13 protein-coding genes are annotated in these 15,935 nt (G+C 58.3%); 1 reads left to right on the top strand and 12 read right to left on the bottom strand.

Annotation, left to right across the window (positions count from 1 at the left end):
- Window positions 1-342 precede the first annotated feature (342 nt).
- The 5 genes from AB4Y89_RS24115 to AB4Y89_RS24095 form a co-directional block, all read right to left on the bottom strand.
- On the bottom strand, window positions 343-2,055 hold the full coding sequence (locus AB4Y89_RS24115) for a glycoside hydrolase family 2 protein (RefSeq protein WP_442303498.1): 1,713 nt from the start codon (window positions 2,053-2,055) through the stop codon (window positions 343-345).
- 218 nt (window positions 2,056-2,273) lie between these two features.
- Entirely contained in the window at window positions 2,274-3,308 is a 1,035-nt protein-coding gene (locus tag AB4Y89_RS24110; protein ID WP_442303497.1) for a LacI family DNA-binding transcriptional regulator, read from the bottom strand.
- 91 nt (window positions 3,309-3,399) lie between these two features.
- Window positions 3,400-4,101 (bottom strand): subtilisin-like serine protease QhpE, encoded by a 702-nt coding sequence (gene qhpE, locus AB4Y89_RS24105; RefSeq protein ID WP_442303496.1) that lies wholly within the window; start codon window positions 4,099-4,101, stop codon window positions 3,400-3,402.
- Between the two features lie 257 nt (window positions 4,102-4,358).
- Window positions 4,359-5,735 carry a glycoside hydrolase family 27 protein gene (locus tag AB4Y89_RS24100; protein ID WP_442303495.1) on the bottom strand — a complete coding sequence of 459 codons (1,377 nt, stop codon included), beginning with the start codon at window positions 5,733-5,735 and terminating at the stop codon, window positions 4,359-4,361.
- A 167-nt stretch (window positions 5,736-5,902) separates the two neighbouring features.
- Window positions 5,903-8,035, bottom strand: a complete 2,133-nt coding sequence (locus AB4Y89_RS24095; protein WP_442303494.1) for an outer membrane protein assembly factor BamB family protein — start codon at window positions 8,033-8,035, stop codon at window positions 5,903-5,905.
- Between the two features lie 409 nt (window positions 8,036-8,444).
- Between AB4Y89_RS24095 and AB4Y89_RS24090 the strand changes: the two genes are divergently transcribed.
- Window positions 8,445-9,950 carry a sialate O-acetylesterase gene (locus AB4Y89_RS24090; protein WP_442303493.1) on the top strand — a complete coding sequence of 502 codons (1,506 nt, stop codon included), beginning with the start codon at window positions 8,445-8,447 and terminating at the stop codon, window positions 9,948-9,950.
- Window positions 9,951-10,122: 172 nt separating this feature from the next.
- On the opposite strand, the gene AB4Y89_RS24085 is transcribed toward AB4Y89_RS24090, so the two are convergent.
- The 7 genes from AB4Y89_RS24085 to AB4Y89_RS24055 form a co-directional block, all read right to left on the bottom strand.
- Window positions 10,123-11,034 carry a dihydrodipicolinate synthase family protein gene (locus AB4Y89_RS24085; RefSeq protein ID WP_442303492.1) on the bottom strand — a complete coding sequence of 304 codons (912 nt, stop codon included), beginning with the start codon at window positions 11,032-11,034 and terminating at the stop codon, window positions 10,123-10,125.
- Between the two features lie 77 nt (window positions 11,035-11,111).
- On the bottom strand, window positions 11,112-11,774 hold the full coding sequence (locus AB4Y89_RS24080) for a GntR family transcriptional regulator (RefSeq protein ID WP_442303491.1): 663 nt from the start codon (window positions 11,772-11,774) through the stop codon (window positions 11,112-11,114).
- 50 nt (window positions 11,775-11,824) lie between these two features.
- Complete coding sequence (locus tag AB4Y89_RS24075) at window positions 11,825-13,000, bottom strand: sialidase family protein (RefSeq protein WP_442303490.1); 1,176 nt, start codon at window positions 12,998-13,000, stop codon at window positions 11,825-11,827.
- A gap of 15 nt (window positions 13,001-13,015) precedes the next feature.
- Window positions 13,016-14,242: an MFS transporter gene (locus tag AB4Y89_RS24070; protein ID WP_442303489.1), complete on the bottom strand. Its 1,227-nt coding sequence runs from the start codon at window positions 14,240-14,242 to the stop codon at window positions 13,016-13,018.
- 168 nt (window positions 14,243-14,410) lie between these two features.
- A complete protein-coding gene (locus tag AB4Y89_RS24065) occupies window positions 14,411-14,809 on the bottom strand; it encodes a (R)-mandelonitrile lyase (protein ID WP_442303488.1) in 399 nt (132 codons plus the stop codon).
- Window positions 14,810-14,861: 52 nt separating this feature from the next.
- Window positions 14,862-15,233 carry a DUF2255 family protein gene (locus AB4Y89_RS24060; protein ID WP_442303487.1) on the bottom strand — a complete coding sequence of 124 codons (372 nt, stop codon included), beginning with the start codon at window positions 15,231-15,233 and terminating at the stop codon, window positions 14,862-14,864.
- A gap of 15 nt (window positions 15,234-15,248) precedes the next feature.
- A complete protein-coding gene (locus AB4Y89_RS24055; RefSeq protein ID WP_442303486.1) occupies window positions 15,249-15,479 on the bottom strand; it encodes a tautomerase family protein in 231 nt (76 codons plus the stop codon).
- Window positions 15,480-15,935: the final 456 nt, after the last annotated feature.

The raw sequence follows: 15,935 nt of genomic DNA, 5'->3' as shown, positions 1-15,935 counted from the left end.
CGCTAAAACAACTCCTTCCGATACAACAAAGAAAATGTCCCGCAGAAAACCCGATAAAACAACTCCTTCCAGACGCCACAAAGAAATCCAGCAACTAAGGCCCACTCAACAAAGAGAAGATCCCTCACTCACACAGACTCTTCAGCCCTGGGCCTCTTCCATCTCGATTGGAAAAGGCCCAGGGCTAAAGCCCATTTCTATATTGAGCTAATAGACCGTGGGCTGAAAGCCCACGGCTCCCACCGATTCGAGCTTCGCTCGAATGCCCACATCCCTAAGGGGGCATGGGCGAAGCAGGTCCTTCGCTTCGCTCAGGATGACAACAAAAGACGGATTGCTCTCTTACGGCAGTTCCGTCTCGAAGAGCTTTTGCACGACCTTCCAGCTATCGCGCCGTTCCCGCTCAGTATTCACCACACCCCATCGGCGAATGCCATCAGCCGGTGTGCCGCGGATGAACGACCGATAGTCGTTCCAGGTCCATAGCGACGCGCCAATCATGTAGGGCCGCTGCTTCACTGCCGTCATCGCCTCGGTAATATCCGCAATGCGCTGTGGATCGTGAAGACCTGGCTCGCCCATCTTGCCGAACTCCGTCACGAAGATGGGCTTGTCGGGAAACAGCTCATGGGCGCGATCGAAGCGTCTGGCGTAGTCGCCATAAACATTGATGGAGACAAAGTCGCAGTACTGGCTTGCCTCATCGGCGCCGGTCTTCACCGCAGCATCCCCGGTGTAGCGCGAAGCGAAGGTGATCAAACGTGTTGCATCCAGGCCTAGTGTGAAGGCGCGCATGTCGCGGGTCCAGTCACGCCCTTCCTGTGTGTATGACTCATACTCGTTTCCGACGCTCCAGGCGATGACCGAGGGATGGTTCCAGTCCTGCTCCATCATCTCCTGCATCTGCTGCTTCCAACGCGCACGGATGCCGGCGTCCGCCATCTGCCATGCACTGAAGTTCCAGTTCCCTGCCTCAGGGATCAACAGCATGCCATGACGGTCCGCAAAGTCGAGCACCGCCTGTGTCTGCGGATAGTGTGCGATACGCATCATGCGCATGTTGTCCGCCAGCATATCGCTCAGGTCACGCTCCACAATCGCATCCGATTCGCGGAGGCCTTCCTTCATGTCTTCCGAGACACGGTTGGCGCCGTTCAAATGCACCGGGTTTCCATTCAACAAAAGGCGCGTCCCGCTGACCTGAATCTTCCGGACGCCGACATGTGCAGTGAACTCATCATCGGCTACCTGCAGCTTCGCGTCATAGAGGAACGGATCGCGCACGCTCCATAGATGAGCGCTGTTGAGCGTTCCCTTCCACGTGACACTGGCATCGCCATTCGCAGGCACGCTCACAGAGCGGAAGCCCGCAGTCAGGCCGGCAACTTCTCCCTTGACGGTCGCGGATGCCGCCCGCTCGCCGGCGTTGTGCAAGGTTGCCCGGACAGTGATGGTGGCCACACCTGTCTTCAAATCAGGATCGGCGTCGACCTTCACACTGCGGAAGTACACGGGGTCACCGATCTCGATGTGGACCGGACGAACGATGCCGCCATACGGCAGCCAGCCCACGATCGTCGCCTTGCCTACCCCGTCCGGCGTGAACTTGTCCGTCGAGGGATGGCCGGTCGCCAGTGCCGGAATCGAAGTAAACGTAGGCGTGTTATCGACATCCACGACGACGAAGTTCTTGCCCGGATGCACCAGGCGCGTAATATCCAGGTCGAAGGCGGTGTAGCCACCTTCATGTGTACCCGCTAGCTTGCCGTTTACCCAGACCTGGGCGACATCGTAAACCGCATCGAAGTGCAGCCGCGCGATCTTTCCCGCGGGTACCGCCGGCATCTCGAAGTCGCGGTGATACATGGCGTGGCCGATGTACTTCTCGTGTCCTTCGTCAACCAGCCAGGAGTGCGGCACGGTCACTGGCTTCCACTGTTCCTCCAGAGTGGTGCGGAAGCTCCAGCCGGCGCCATCCAGATCAATCTTTGTTGTGGCATGTACAAAGCGGCAGGAAAGGAACAGGGTCAAGGCAAGCAGGGCGATACGCTTCACGAAAAACCTCCAGGAAGGTGAGGTTAACCGTTTAATCTCTCAGGGGAACTGTTGTCAAGTATTTCGTTTACTTGCCCGGGTGCCCCACCCTCGCAACGCTAGGGTGGGTTCGAAAGTCACAAAACGTTATAAGGTTCCTGGTGTTCCTCACCCACCCTAGCGTTGCTAGGGTGGGGCACCCGGGTTGTAAGGAACGTTCCACCGCGTGACAGTGCGGCTCAGGCGGTGCTGCCGGGGATGAGTTCGTAGGGAAGAAAGACTCGCTGCGGTAGAACGCCGGCATTTTCGATCGTGTCGATCAGCAGGTCTGCAGCCAACTCTCCCATGCGGAAGGTCGGGATAGTGAACGTCGTCGGCCGCGGGCGGAGATGGTCGCTCGAACCCATGTTGCCGCGGTTCAGCACGGAGATGTCGCCGGGAATTGCGATACCGCGCATCTCAGCATAGTCATAGAAGTCCAGCAGCAGCTGGTCATCGGCGGTAAAGATGGCCGTGGGACGTTTGCGCTTCGTCGCAAACCAGCTATCCAGAATACGGATTCCCTCAGCCCGTTCGTAACCAGTACAGCCGATCCTATCCTGCGGCAGGTCCAGGCCATAGCCCGCAAGTCCCTTGCGCAGGCCTGCGACCAGCCGCTGATGCCCGGGCAATGTCGCCGATCCGCTGAAGAAGGCAATCTGCCGGTGTCCATGCTCCGCGAGATATTCGGCAGCGGCCTGGCCAATGGCGGCATCATCCACACCGACATAGTTGATGGGCGCCTTGCCGTAATAAGAGTTGATCATCGAGAACTTGACCTGGGCCCGCTGCAGCTCATCAATGGTCTTGTTCACATCCTGAGACGTACACGAACGGGTGTTGATGAAGATAATGCCGTCCGTAAAGCGGCTCTCCAGCATCTGATCGCGGGTCTCGCGCCCCGGCTTGCCGGTCGGCGAAAAGATCAGCAGGTTATAGCCCCGGCGCATGAGGGCGCTCTGAATACCAGAGAGCGCCTGCGCGATGAACTGGTTAAAAAAGATGGGGTCGCGCATGGGCACAACCAACCCAAGCAGCCTGGTCCGCTTTTCCGCAAGCGCCCGCGCCAGCTCATTGGGCTTATAGCCCATCTCGCGAGCGATCTGGATAATACGCTCGCGCAGCTGCGCACTTACGCGGGGTGAGCCGGTCTTATTAAGAGCGATGGAAACAGCAGCAATCGAGACACCTGCAGCCTTGGCAATATCTGCAAGCTTTGGGGCCGACGATCTCATTCAGAAATTGTATGGTCTGCTCTCTGTTTTGGGCCAGAAAGAGTTTGGACAGACCAGTTACGTATGAGTGCTTCCGGTACTGCCGTCCGTTCTATGAACGTTCGTCAGGACGCTGGGTTCTGGCATTTTGAACGGCTGGGCTGAAAAATATGCTCTGTTCTACGGGTTCGCCGGCTCTTCGGCTGGGCCAGACGCGTGCGAGATATGCGGAGACACGCGCCACAGAGAAGCTGACCCCATTGAGGTTCAACTCTCGAGAGGAGTCCGGAATTTCGTGAGGATAGGGTTGTGCGCCGAAGACGACCTTGGAACTCACCTGCTTCACCGTACATGCCGTGTCGCCGCAAGCAGTATCGGCAACAACACCGACAACTCCGGGAAGAGTGCCGGGCAGCAGAAGCTTCTCTTCCATCGCGTAGGGTGCTACCAGCACAGCGCCGGCAGCGGCAATGTGCGCAACGGCCTTCTCGAAAGGTTCCCGGTGACCTTCGTCGGCTGTCCCCATGCTCAGATTAATGATCTGGATAGAATTGGCCGCACACCATTCCAGAGCACGCACAAGCGATGGCAGCGTCGTCGAGAGACTTTTATCGAAGATTCGCACTGGCACAATCGTTGCCTCAGGGGCCAATGCGTGGATCAGCGCCGCCACGGCTGTTCCATACCCAAGGCGATCGAGCGTGTCCTCACCTTTGCCTTCAGCAGTCACACATACACCTGCTGCAAGACGACCAACATGAGGATGCAATGGGTTAATGCCACTATCCAGAACCGCGATCCGGAGACTGCTCATGCCAGCACCGCCTCATCGACGGGTGGAGCACGGGTTCAGTTTGACGACCTCGCATGCGTGCGGCGAGATTCCGCCGCTTCATATCAGGTCGTCAGGCGTTCCCTGCTCGACGATTCGCCCGCCTGCATCACAATAATCCTATCCTCTCGTTTGAGCAATGCCTTACAACGCGTAGAGACCTGTAAATCAAAGACAAAGCCGGACCGAAAGCGATTTCTCTCACGGTCCGGCTTTCCTTCTCGCAACAAAGGGACGTTTCAGTTCCGCTGCAATACAAATACTGCCGTAGAGTGGGGCTCGAGCTTTACATCGACCTTTGAGACTCCGAGCTCTTCGCTTCCCTGCCAGGCGTTCCGCAGATGGAACTTGCCTGCGGGTAGCTGCAGTGCGGTTAGATCTCGCTGGAATGAGGCAGGCGAGTCACCGACGTTGAAGACACCCACCGCATACTGTCCGCCGGGAAGGTCCGCGGTCCAGACGATCGTGTCGCCTTCATGCAGCACCTGTCTGCTTGCCGTCGCGGTCTGGTCGATGCGGAGAACCTCCTTGTTCGTCAGAAGACTCACCGTCGCGTCATCGAGCAGCGTGAGGTTCGCACCGACAATCAACGGGCTACGCGCAAAGGCCCAGAGGCTGAGATGTGTTCTCTGTTCTGCAGGTGTGAGACGCGTGTGACGCGGACCGGGGCCTACATCCGGCGATGGACGCAGCTCCCCCACCGGCAGCATATCGGCATCCGGCCAGTGACCGGGTCCGGCAAACTTGCTCCACTGCGCCGCCAGCGCGAACTGGTCTTTTACGGTGCGTGGAAACGATGCCTTTGTCTCCCATACATCCCAGATGTCATTCGAGATGCGCCACATCTGTGAGAGCGAGATCACCTCTTCGGCGTGCTCTATCGCTGTAGGTCCCGGCGAGAGGCTGAGCACGATGGGACGTCCGCTGCGTTGAATCGCCAGTTTGATCTGTTTGATCTCGCTCACCTTGTAGGGATGATCGGAGATGCAGTCGACCTTCAGGAAGTCGACTCCCCATGAGGCGTACTGCTTCAACAACGCGTCGTACCAGGCCTGGCCTGCAGGCGTATCTTTCACGCCCCAGTTGGTCGGATCCCATGGGCAGGCATCGGTCTGGTCGGCGGCGTCAGTCACCGAAAACTTTGAGCCCTCGATGGGGAGGTTCTGTTTCACGCTCTCGCGCGGAATGCCGCGCACGATGTGGATACCGAACTTCAGGCCCTGGCTGTGCACCCAGCGACCCACGGGCGTGAAGCCGACGTTCTTTCCGTTGACGAGTGAGGAGGGAAACCGTGCCGGCAACGGGATATAGCGGCCATTGGCGTCCAGCTCATACTGCAGCAGTTCAGGATGCGGGCGCGATTCCGGGTTCTTCAGGAACCAGCCCTCATCAATGACGGCGTAGTCGTATCCGGCAGGTTTGAGCTTGCTCACCATCGAGGAAACGTTTTCTCGAAACTGCTGTTCATTGACTCGCAGGCCGTAGGAGTCCCAACTATTCCAACCCATCGGCGGACGCGGTGCAAGCTTTGGCGCTGCTGCTGCCGCATGCTGAGCCTGCGACGACGGCGCCAGGGCGAGGCTGATGCCGAACACAACCATCGTGGTGAGTTTCAAATCAAATTCCTCCGAGAACGTTTACAACTTGTTTCCAACGGACTCAACCAGCTTAGAGCATTTTCCCCTGTTGCTGGGCATTCCGAAAGTGACGTGAAGCGGCGTTTTCATTGCGGAAAACGCCCATAGATGCAGAAGCCCTACTCTACACCTACAGGGAAAATGCTCTACGGTATAGCAAAGGCAATGTACGCCGCACCCTGTGGACCCGACTTGTCACGGGCACCGCTCGCCGCAATCACAACATACTGTTTGCCGTTCACCGAGTAGGTTGCCGGAGTCGCGACGCCGGCATACGGCAGCTCCGCGGACCAAAGCAGCTTACCTGTCCTGGCATCGAAGGCCCGGAACTTCCGGTCGTAGATCGTCGCCCCGATAAAGACAACGCCGCCTGCCGTAACCACCGGGCCGCCGTATCCTTCCGATCCTGTATTCGGCATTCCCTGCTTTACCAGCTCGGGATACTCGCCGAGCGGAACCCGCCAGAGATACTTCCCCGTGTTCAGATCGATAGCATTCAGCGTTCCCCACGGCGGCTGCACCGCTGGATAGCCGTCCTTGTCCTGGAACTTCCGGTAGCCGGTGAACTGGTAGGGCGCCTCATCCACGCCCTTGCTCGCCAACTCTCGCCCGGCGCCAGGGGACTTCGTATCTTCCGTTCCGGTTAGATATCCAAGCAGTGCACGAAGCTTCCCTCCCGTCAGCCCTGGAAACGATGGCATACGTCCGGAGCCGCCATGAATCCGCTGCTCGATCTCGCGTACAGAGAGGCGGCTGCCAATGTCGACCAGCGATGGAAAGTCCGGCGGATCTCCCTTCCGTTCTTTGCCGTGGCAGAACGCACACTGACTTTGATAGACAGTTTCGCCCGGACTCGCATCGGCTTTGGCCTTCGTCAGGCCTCCGGTCCAGGGAATATCGTTGGCGTTCAGAATGAACACACCCGCCGGGGTTACCGCAGAACCGCCCCACTCCGCGCCGCCATCGAAGCCGGGAAAGACGATCGTCTGCTTATCCGTGCTCATGGGAACAAAAAGCCCACCACCCTTCATGGCACGGAACTCTTTCAACACCTGCTCATGCACTTCGGGTGTGCGCGTGCTGAGGATCGACTCCGTCAGTTCCTGCCGGGCATACGGCGCGGGCATTGTCGATACCGGCTGCGTCGGCGAGGTGGTCTCCCCTTCCATGTCAGAAGTTGGGAAACGGCGTTCTTCAATGGGAAAGACGGGCTTGCCGGTTAAGCGGTCGAGTACGAACAGAAAGCCTTGCTTCGTCGGCTGAGCGATGGCATCGATCTTCTTTCCCTCATGGACAACGGTCAGCAGTGTGGGCGGCGAAGGGAAATCACGGTCCCAGATATCGTGATGCACACCCTGGAAGTGCCACAGCAGTTTGCCTGTCGCCGCATCCAGCGCGAGCAGCGTATTCGCATACAGGTTCTTACCGGCGCGGTCGGCTCCGTAAAAGTCTGACGCTGCCGAGCCGGTAGGCACATAGACGATGCCACGCTTCTCATCGAGAGCCATGCCGCTCCAGTTATTCGCGGCTCCGGCTTTCTGCCATGCTCCCGCAGGCCAGGTCTCGTAGCCGGGCTCGCCGGGATGAGGAATGGTGTGGAAGCTCCACTGCAGCTTTCCCGTCTTCACATCATAGGCACGGATATCGCCGCGCGCTGCCGGCTTTGTCTCCGCGGTACGGAAGCCGACGATCAACAGATTTCGGAAGATCACACCTGGAGTCGTCGCCACGACCGGTAGTCCCTGGAAGTCTTCCGCTCCAAGGTCCTTCCGCAGATCGATTCGCCCTTGCTCTCCGAAGGATGGAATGGGCTTCCCATTCTCCGGATTGAGGGCATACACATAATTCATGATGAAGGCGTAGAGGCGCTTCTCCCGGCCATCGCTCCACCAGGAGAACCCTCGGCTCGGCTGCGCCGCCGTAATGCCAGAGTCGAAGCTCCATTGCTTCTCTCCCGTGGCAGCATTCAAAGCCACCACCTGAAGCGCGGGGGTGTAGGCATATAACGTGCCATCCACCACCAAGGGATTCGTCTGTAGCCCACCGCTGATACCGGCATCGAAGCGCCACACCTGCTTCAACTGCGAGACATTCTCCGGCGTGATCTGTGTCAGGGGAGAGTAGTGCGCATTGTCTTTCCCACCGTTATAGGCGAGCCAGCCAACCTGTTTTTGCGTCGTCCCGGCTGCGGAAACCGTATGGAGGCCGGAGGTCCTGAATAAGAGGAAACTTGCGCCTGCCACAGCGAACAGGACTCCCAGCCGGCTGGTTCGTTGCACGATACTCCACCTCCCGATGGTCAATAGATCGACACAGAGATTGTCTACTGCGTGCAGTCTATTTGGGAATGGAGGTATGCTGCGTGGCCATCTGCAGGGACAAGACCTATCGATAAGTCCGCCTTTTACTGAAGAACTATAGAGCGGGCCTTCAGCCCTTGAACCTCTAATGGACCTGATACCTGGGGCGTTGCCCCAGGCTGGTATAGAACGCGCCTTCAGCGCTTTTTTAAACCGGGTGCCCCATCCTCGCACCGCTAGGATGGGTGAGGAATACCCTAAATTTCTAACAAACCACAGAACGAATCTTTCGATCTGCCCTAAGTGGACGTGGACGTGACTATGCCCGCTCCGCTTATGCTTATCCTGCTGTCTTGATCCCCATCTGACATTCTCGTGGAGCTTTTGAATGAATCGCAACGCCCTACTCTCCTTTGCGCTGCTCTCGATCGGCAGTCTCTCCGCGGCTGCGGAGGTTCGCCTTCCCAACGTGCTCTCTGACCATGCGGTGCTGCAACGCAGCCGGCCAATCCATATTTGGGGAACCGGCGCCGCACAGGAGTCCGTCACCGTCACGTTCCATGGACAGACGGCAACAGCGACAGCAAACGCCGACGGGAACTGGGAGCTGTGGCTGCGTCCTGAAGAAGCAGGCGGACCTTATGAGTTGACCGTCACGGGATCACAGAGCAGCGCTCCGTTGAAGAGAAGCGACCTGCTGATCGGCGATGTATGGTTTGCCTCCGGTCAGTCAAATATGGAGTTCCCCCTCAAGGGCTTCACCGGCGCTCCGTTGCTGAATGGCGATAAGGAGATCGCCGCCGCCACGCAGCCGAAGATCCGCCTTCTGCGTGAGAGACATCGCACCTCAGCGACGATCCTGAACGAGGCGGAGGATACCTGGACGCTATGCACACCGGAGACAGCGAAGGATTTCTCTGCTGTTGGCTACCTCTTCAGCCGCGAGCTCACGCAGGAAGAACACGTCCCCATCGGCGTGATCGATTCCACCTGGGGCGGTACACCGGCGCATGCCTGGACGAGCGCAGAAGGCATCGGTTATGCCAACCTGCCCTCGGTTGCCGCCGATGCAGGCAAAATCGCAATCGATCAGGGGCGGATTGACTCTCTCAAAGCAAGATATGCAGCAGAGGATGAGGCCTTGAAGGCTGCCGGCAAAGAAGTTCCAACCCGTCCTCGCATCGCCAACGACCATTTGGGAAGCTGGGCTCCCGCAAGCCTGTACAACGGCATGGTCGCACCCTTTACGAAGCTCACCATCAAGGGAGTGATCTGGTACCAGGGAGAGACAGATACAGCACCCGAGCGCGCTCCTTACTACGCCAGGGTCTTTCCCGCTATGATTCAGGACTGGCGCCGCCAGTGGGGCCAGGGAACTTTCTTTTTCCTCTATGTGCAGATCTCGAACTTCGGCCATGTTAACGAGGGTTGGGGACAGGTACGTGAGGCACAACGGCGAACACTAGAGCTGGGGCAGACAGGCATGGCCGTCACGCTCGATGTAGGGAACCACGACAATGTCCATCCCTCCGACAAACAAACTGTCGCCCATCGTCTCGCCCTGATCGCACGAGAGAGCGTTTATGGGGAGAAGCTGCAGGGCGAATCGCCTACGTTCACACAGGCGACGCAGGAAGACGGTGCGATGCGGGTATGGCTTGCCCATGCAACCGGCCTTCGCAGTGAGATGAATCCGCTGACCGAATTCGAGGTTGCGGGAGAGGACCACAAGTTCTCTCCCGCGGAGGCGACGATCGATGGTGAAACCATCGTGGTGAAAGCAGCAGCAGTGGCCACGCCTCGCTATGTTCGGTATGCCTGGAATGGCGGCGTTGATTGCTACGTCTATAACGGGAAGGGATTGCCGCTGGGAACGTTTACGTCAGAGCGATAGGGTGTGTGCCTTCGCCCATTCCTAGGTAGGATTGGGTGGGAGCAGCGGGCTTTATAGCCCTGGGCATTTGTTCTGTAGAACAAGAGGCCCAGGGCTAAAGCCCTTCTCTTATAGCACCCGTAAACCGTGGGCTGAAGCCCACGGCTCCCACCCATTCGAAGTCCTTTAAGAACTAACGGCTCGCGACCGGCCACTGGATGCGATGCAATATCCCCTTCGGTAGATTGGCATCCATGTCCTCGATGAAAGCCTTACGTTGTGCGTCTGAGGCGAAGGCTTCGCCGCTGGCCATCGGACCGCAATCAATGCCCATGTGCCGGACGCCCTCACGCACCGCGGGAAAGAACGGATAACGGAAGAGAATATCGAGCACCGCATTGGCGTCGTATTGCAAAGTGCGTGCCGTCTCCCAATCCCCTTGCTGCACGGCACGGAAGATATCGAGATACACCGGCCCCAGCAGGTTATACGTCGTGCCGATGCCTCCCTGCGCTCCCATCAGCAGGCCTGCGGCAAGCGCTTCGTCATAACCGTTGAAGACCAGCTTGCCGCGCTTCGCCAGCGAGTTCAGCAGATACATATTGAAGTCCGTGAACTTGACTCCGAGGACATTCGGAAGATCGCAGATCTCCAGTAGCTCCTGCGGCTTCTGAAAGGCGAGAGGAGCAGCCTTGGGGAAGTAGTAGACCAGCAGCGGCAACGGCGAGTGCTGTGCCAGTTCCCTATAGAAGGCCATCACCTGCTGCGAGTCCAGTGCAGGAGGCAGACTGCTGATGGCATGCGCTCCCTTTGCGGCGGCATGTTCGGCGAGCTTGATAGCATCGCGCACATCCGGAGTTCCCACATGCACAAAGATCCGCTTCCCTGCCGGCAGAACCTCCATCACCGTCTCGACCAGCTCCTTGCGGGTCTCCATGGAGAGACGCATGCCCTCACCGGTGGTTCCCGCGACATAGGCTCCATCCAGCCCCTGGGAGGTCAGCTCCAAAAGAAGCTTCTGCGCTGCCGGAGCATTCAGCCGTCCATCGGGGGTCAGCGGTGTGAGCAATGCGGCGTAAATGCCGGCGAATGGGTGAGTGGACAAAGGGCCTCCAAGACTGATTAGCGATTATCGATAATGTATCATCACAGACAGCGCCAAGAGGAGAAAAGCCCCTCTTCCTAGTCGGCGACGGTATCGGGAATGGTGATCGAGCTAATGTGTTCGTTCACAGCTGCGGTGATGCGCTTCTCATCCCGCGAGAGCAGGTCCTCCAGCAGCTTGCGATGCGACTTTACTGCAGACTTCAGCGTTTCTCCAGCCGCCGCACGCTTCAGACTGACGAAGGCATAGACCGCGACGCAGAGACGTTCCAGGGTCTGCTCCAACACCTCGTTGCCCGAGGCGCGCCATACTGTACGGTGGAAGGCGAAGTCTTCTTCGGCCACTGCAAAATGATCGCCGTCAGCAACCATCTCCTGCATGCGCCGCAGATGACGCTTCAGTTCCAGAACTACATCATCGGTCAGATGCTTCGCCGCCAGATGAAAGGCCATCAACTCAAGGTACCGCCGCACCTCCATCATCTGCTGAATCTCGCGACGGGTAAGCTTGGTGACCGTTGTGCCACGATCCTGAACCCGGACCACCAGGCCGAGATGCTCAAGCTGCAGCAAAGCTTCGCGCACCGGAACCTGGCTGACATTGAGCTGTTTGGCGATGTGCGCCTCGCGTAGCGGTGTTCCCGGCGCCAGGTCGCCAGAGCAGATTGCCTGCCGCAACTCCTCAAACACTCCGCGTGATTTGCTGAGCGTCCGGATTGGCTTCAGTTGTTTGGTAGGCACAGCGATGATGCTACTAGATGCTGAAGTAGCGCCGCAATTTGAAACAACGCTCACTTCGGCGCGCTCCATGGCCTGGGTTGTGGCCCCTGCATCAACCACGACTTTGTTACCCGCGCTACCGAAACATGGACCGGCTTCGATTGGGAACCCTGCAACGAACCGGACTCGTAGATGACATAGAGTTCCTCTTTTCCTGAAGCGAGATCGCTATATCCGGTCACGCCGGGATCGAGGACGCGCTCATGTGACCATGTCTGTCCGTCGTCTTCACTCACCTTCACGGTCAGGTTCTCGCGAGCGCGCCACTTGCGGTCTATTGCCCCAGATACGTCACGAGAGTCGGGGTTCGAGAAGTACACTCGCTTCTCTGCTACATCAGCCAGCAACCCTGCATCGCAGGTCGGATCAAAGAGCCGCGGATCGAAACGCGGCTTCGACCATCCGGAGGCGCCGTCGTCACTCGTTGCTACAGCGCGCAGATGCTCCGAGCCTCCGGTGCGAATGTTCACCATCACCTTTCCATCCGCAAGCTGCGCCGCAACCGTCTCATTCGGGCTGACGATCTCAGCAGAGTCACGCGCCACGAGGGCGCCCCGCTTCCATGTGCGGCCGCGATCGTCACTATAAACAGTGCCTACCGCTGCGGGAGCATGCGCTCGCGTCCCGTCGGGATTGAGCTTGCCGTTCGCCATCCAGATCGATACCAGCAGACGCCCGTTGCGCAGTTGAATGCCGTGCCCAACCCCCGGTGTCACCACGTTCCAGTCATACTCACTCTTGAACTGATCGAAAACATCTGTGATCTCGCGCTCCTGTGAGAAGGTTCTGCCGTCGTCGCTGCTGTCGCGGACGAAGACCTTCGCATAGTTCTTCTGATAGAGAAGGTGCACCTCGTCTGCCTTGTTGTCAGCAATCATCACCGCGTTGTCGGTGAGGTCCTGCCCGTTGCCGGCGATCAGCCGTGACGGCTCCCATGTATGGCCGCCGTCGGTACTGCGACGTAGAAGAATGTCCGTCGGTGACCAGTCTCCTTTTGAGAGATCTTTCCGGCCCCCACAATAAGCAAGCAAGGTTCCCCGCTTGGTCTTCACCATGCCCGGCACACGATAGGTGGCATAGCCACCTATACCCGCATTCCACAGATTGGCGGTCTCCACCTGTGCCAGGGCCGCGCCCGTGGCAAAGACGAAGATCAAAGCAACGCAACGTCGAAGTCTCGGCTGCATCCTTCCTCCAAAGCTCTAGATACTCTCCGCACTTAAAGAGCGCATGCGAATCCGCGCCGTAATCGCTGCCGCCACCAGCATCAGCAGACCACAGCCAAGAAAGGTGCCATTCAGTCCAATTGACGCCTTCAGGATGCCAGCGGTGAGAGCCACCGTACCGCCCAGAATCGTACCCGCAAAGTTCAGGAAGCCGAATGCAGTGGCCCGCATTCCGGCAGAAACGCCTTCACACAGGACCGGCATCGTGTTGCCGTCGTACATTCCCTTCCCTAACCCGAACAGCAGCATGGAGGCGCACAACAGCGATACGTTCCCGGTTACACTGCTGACGATCAGGCATGGCGCAGCAAGCCCCAGCCCCACCGTCTGAGTCCAGACGCGGCCGCGATCGGTGCTCCGAGCCCACCGATCGGCGAGCATGCCGCCGCAGAGCAGGCCGATGAAGCCGCCCGCGCGGATCCAGAAGGTCGCTGTAAAGCCCGCGCTCGTCAGCGAGAAGTGGAAGCGTTCATACAGGTACAACGGGAACCACGTATAGATCGCCCAGTCGCAGATGGATGCAATGCCAAAGACAGTCAACAACGACCGGTACCCGGGCGTGCGCAGAATCACCCGGGCTGCTTCCTTGAATCCCTTCCCCCGCGCCGGTGGCTCTTCCACCTGCGTCTCCGCGGATGGGTTCCCCAGCAGGCTCATCAGCACAAACGCGTAGAGCACACCCACGCCGCCGAAGAGGTTAAAGACGCTGCGCCATCCGTGACGTGAACCGATCCAACCGCCCAGGGTTCCACCCAGCACCGTTCCAAGATACGTGCCGCTGTAGTGCAGGCTCACGGCTCTCGATCGTGTCCACGTACCATGATACGCGGCAATCATGGCCAGGCCCGCCGGCAGATAGCAGGCCTCACTGACGCCCATCAGCGACCGCATCGCCACCAGTTGCCCGTATCCCCGCACGTAGCCGGTCAGCAACGTGATCAGCGACCACACCAGCAGGCTGAAACAGATCATCCGCTTGCTGCCGAAGCGGTCAGCAAGATGGCCCGCCAGCGGACTGCTGAAGGCATACACCCACAGGAACGAAGTCCCCAGCAGTCCGAGCTGCACCGTGGAGATATGAAGCTCCGCCTGCAATAACGGGAAGATGGAGAAGATGACCTGCCGGTCCAGATAGTTGAGCATCCAGACAAACAGCAGCAGCACAACGACGAGCCACGGATATGCGGTCTTCCAAACCTTCACAGGAACCTTTCGCCACGCCAGATTATTGATAATCAATTGCAATCGTCAAGCGTAGAGAAACGGGCGCTGCAAAGGGAATGCACGAAGGTCCTGCCGGATACCGGCAGGACCCTCGTCTTTTTAGAGCAAACAGTCAAAGCTTCGCTCTACACCTTTAGGAGAAATGCTCTAATCCTTGCGATATTGCTCGTCAGTAACAGGTTCGAACCAGTCCACAACTTTATCGCCCTGGCGCTCATGAACAGCGATGTGGGTCATGGCTATCGTCGGCGATGCTCCGTGCCAGTGTTTCTCGCCGGGTTCAATCCACACCACGTCTCCGGGATGGATCTCCTGCACAGGTCCGCCATCACGCTGCACCCACCCGCAGCCTGCGGTGACGATCAATGTCTGGCCCAGCGGATGGCTATGCCACGCTGTCCGCGCTCCGGGCTCGAAGGTGACGCTCGCACCATTCACACGAGCCGGCTCCGGAGCCTGAAACAGCGGATCGATACGGACAGTGCCGGTAAACCAATCTGCGGATCCCTTAGTCGATGCCTGCGTTCCTACCTTCTTGATCTCCATCTCTGCTTCACTCCTTTATCCGGCTACGGTATCGACATCTGTCTTTGCCAGTCTACCGGGGAACGATCTTCACGGTTGCCGAGCGCGCTTGAGCGCCGATCATCGGTTGCAGATAAGGGCTGGAGGCGTACTTCTTCTGATAAGCCTGATCGATGCGGTCCCGAATCGGTCCATCAGTCGGCTCGAAGGTCACCTCCTTCGTGATCCCTGCTGCTCGAATGCGCCCTGCTTTCTGGAGCACGGCTGCCTGGTACCAGCTGGAGCCCTGGCCGTTATATCCGCGGACATACAGCCCGTGGTCGACGACCACTGACCAGATCCATGTCGGTGTGCCGTACGTGACTCCATCTTCACGGAACGGCGAGATATGCAGATCGTCGGTTGCGGCAATGCTGTCCAGTTCTTTCTTCAACCATTGGCTCATGATGCCTAACCTCCTCTACTCCATCGTGTATTCGGGCTTTTTATAGAGCTGGTCCCACTTCTGCTCAATCTCCGGCCGATAGACCTTACCCTGCCAGTCGCGCGGCGCAATCTCTTCCACAGCAACCGAGACCGACTCCGCGCCATAGTCAAGCACAGACATGACACTATCGGTGATCTCCATCGCCAACTGCTCTTTCTGTTTTTCAGACTTACCGGGCCATAGCTTCACGACAACATGCGGCATAGAAGTTTCCTTTCCGATGCTTTGGTACGCGAGTTTTATGTGGACTGAGAATTGTGCACCGCCAAACAGGCGTAGCCATCGTAGACGAAGGCATCACGCACAGAGCGTATGCAGCGATCTCATGATCAAGAGTACCGGGAAAGGCATCGACTGCGCTTTCCTATTCCTGCAGACTCTTTGCCTGATTGTGTTTTGTTGCAAGTATCCCCAACCCGGGTGCCCACCCTCACAACGTTAGGGTGGGCAAGGATGCCACAAGCGTTGGCCAGGCCACGGATTGTTTACCTCCACGCCCACCCTAGCTTTGCGAGGGTGGGGCACCTGTGATGTTTCAAGAGGTTGTTGTCCATCCGTTTGTATCTGGAGATTCTGTTTGTGACGAGCAAATAGAAGTTTCCGGAGGAACGGATGGACTATCACTATCATGCCCGATTGACGGTGCATGGTCGAAGAGCG

It is taken from the genome of Terriglobus sp. 2YAB30_2 (assembly GCF_052114765.1).
Taxonomy (GTDB): domain Bacteria; phylum Acidobacteriota; class Terriglobia; order Terriglobales; family Acidobacteriaceae; genus Terriglobus.
Note: the sequence above shows the minus strand (reverse complement) of the source record. Positions and strands in the feature narration are given on the sequence as shown.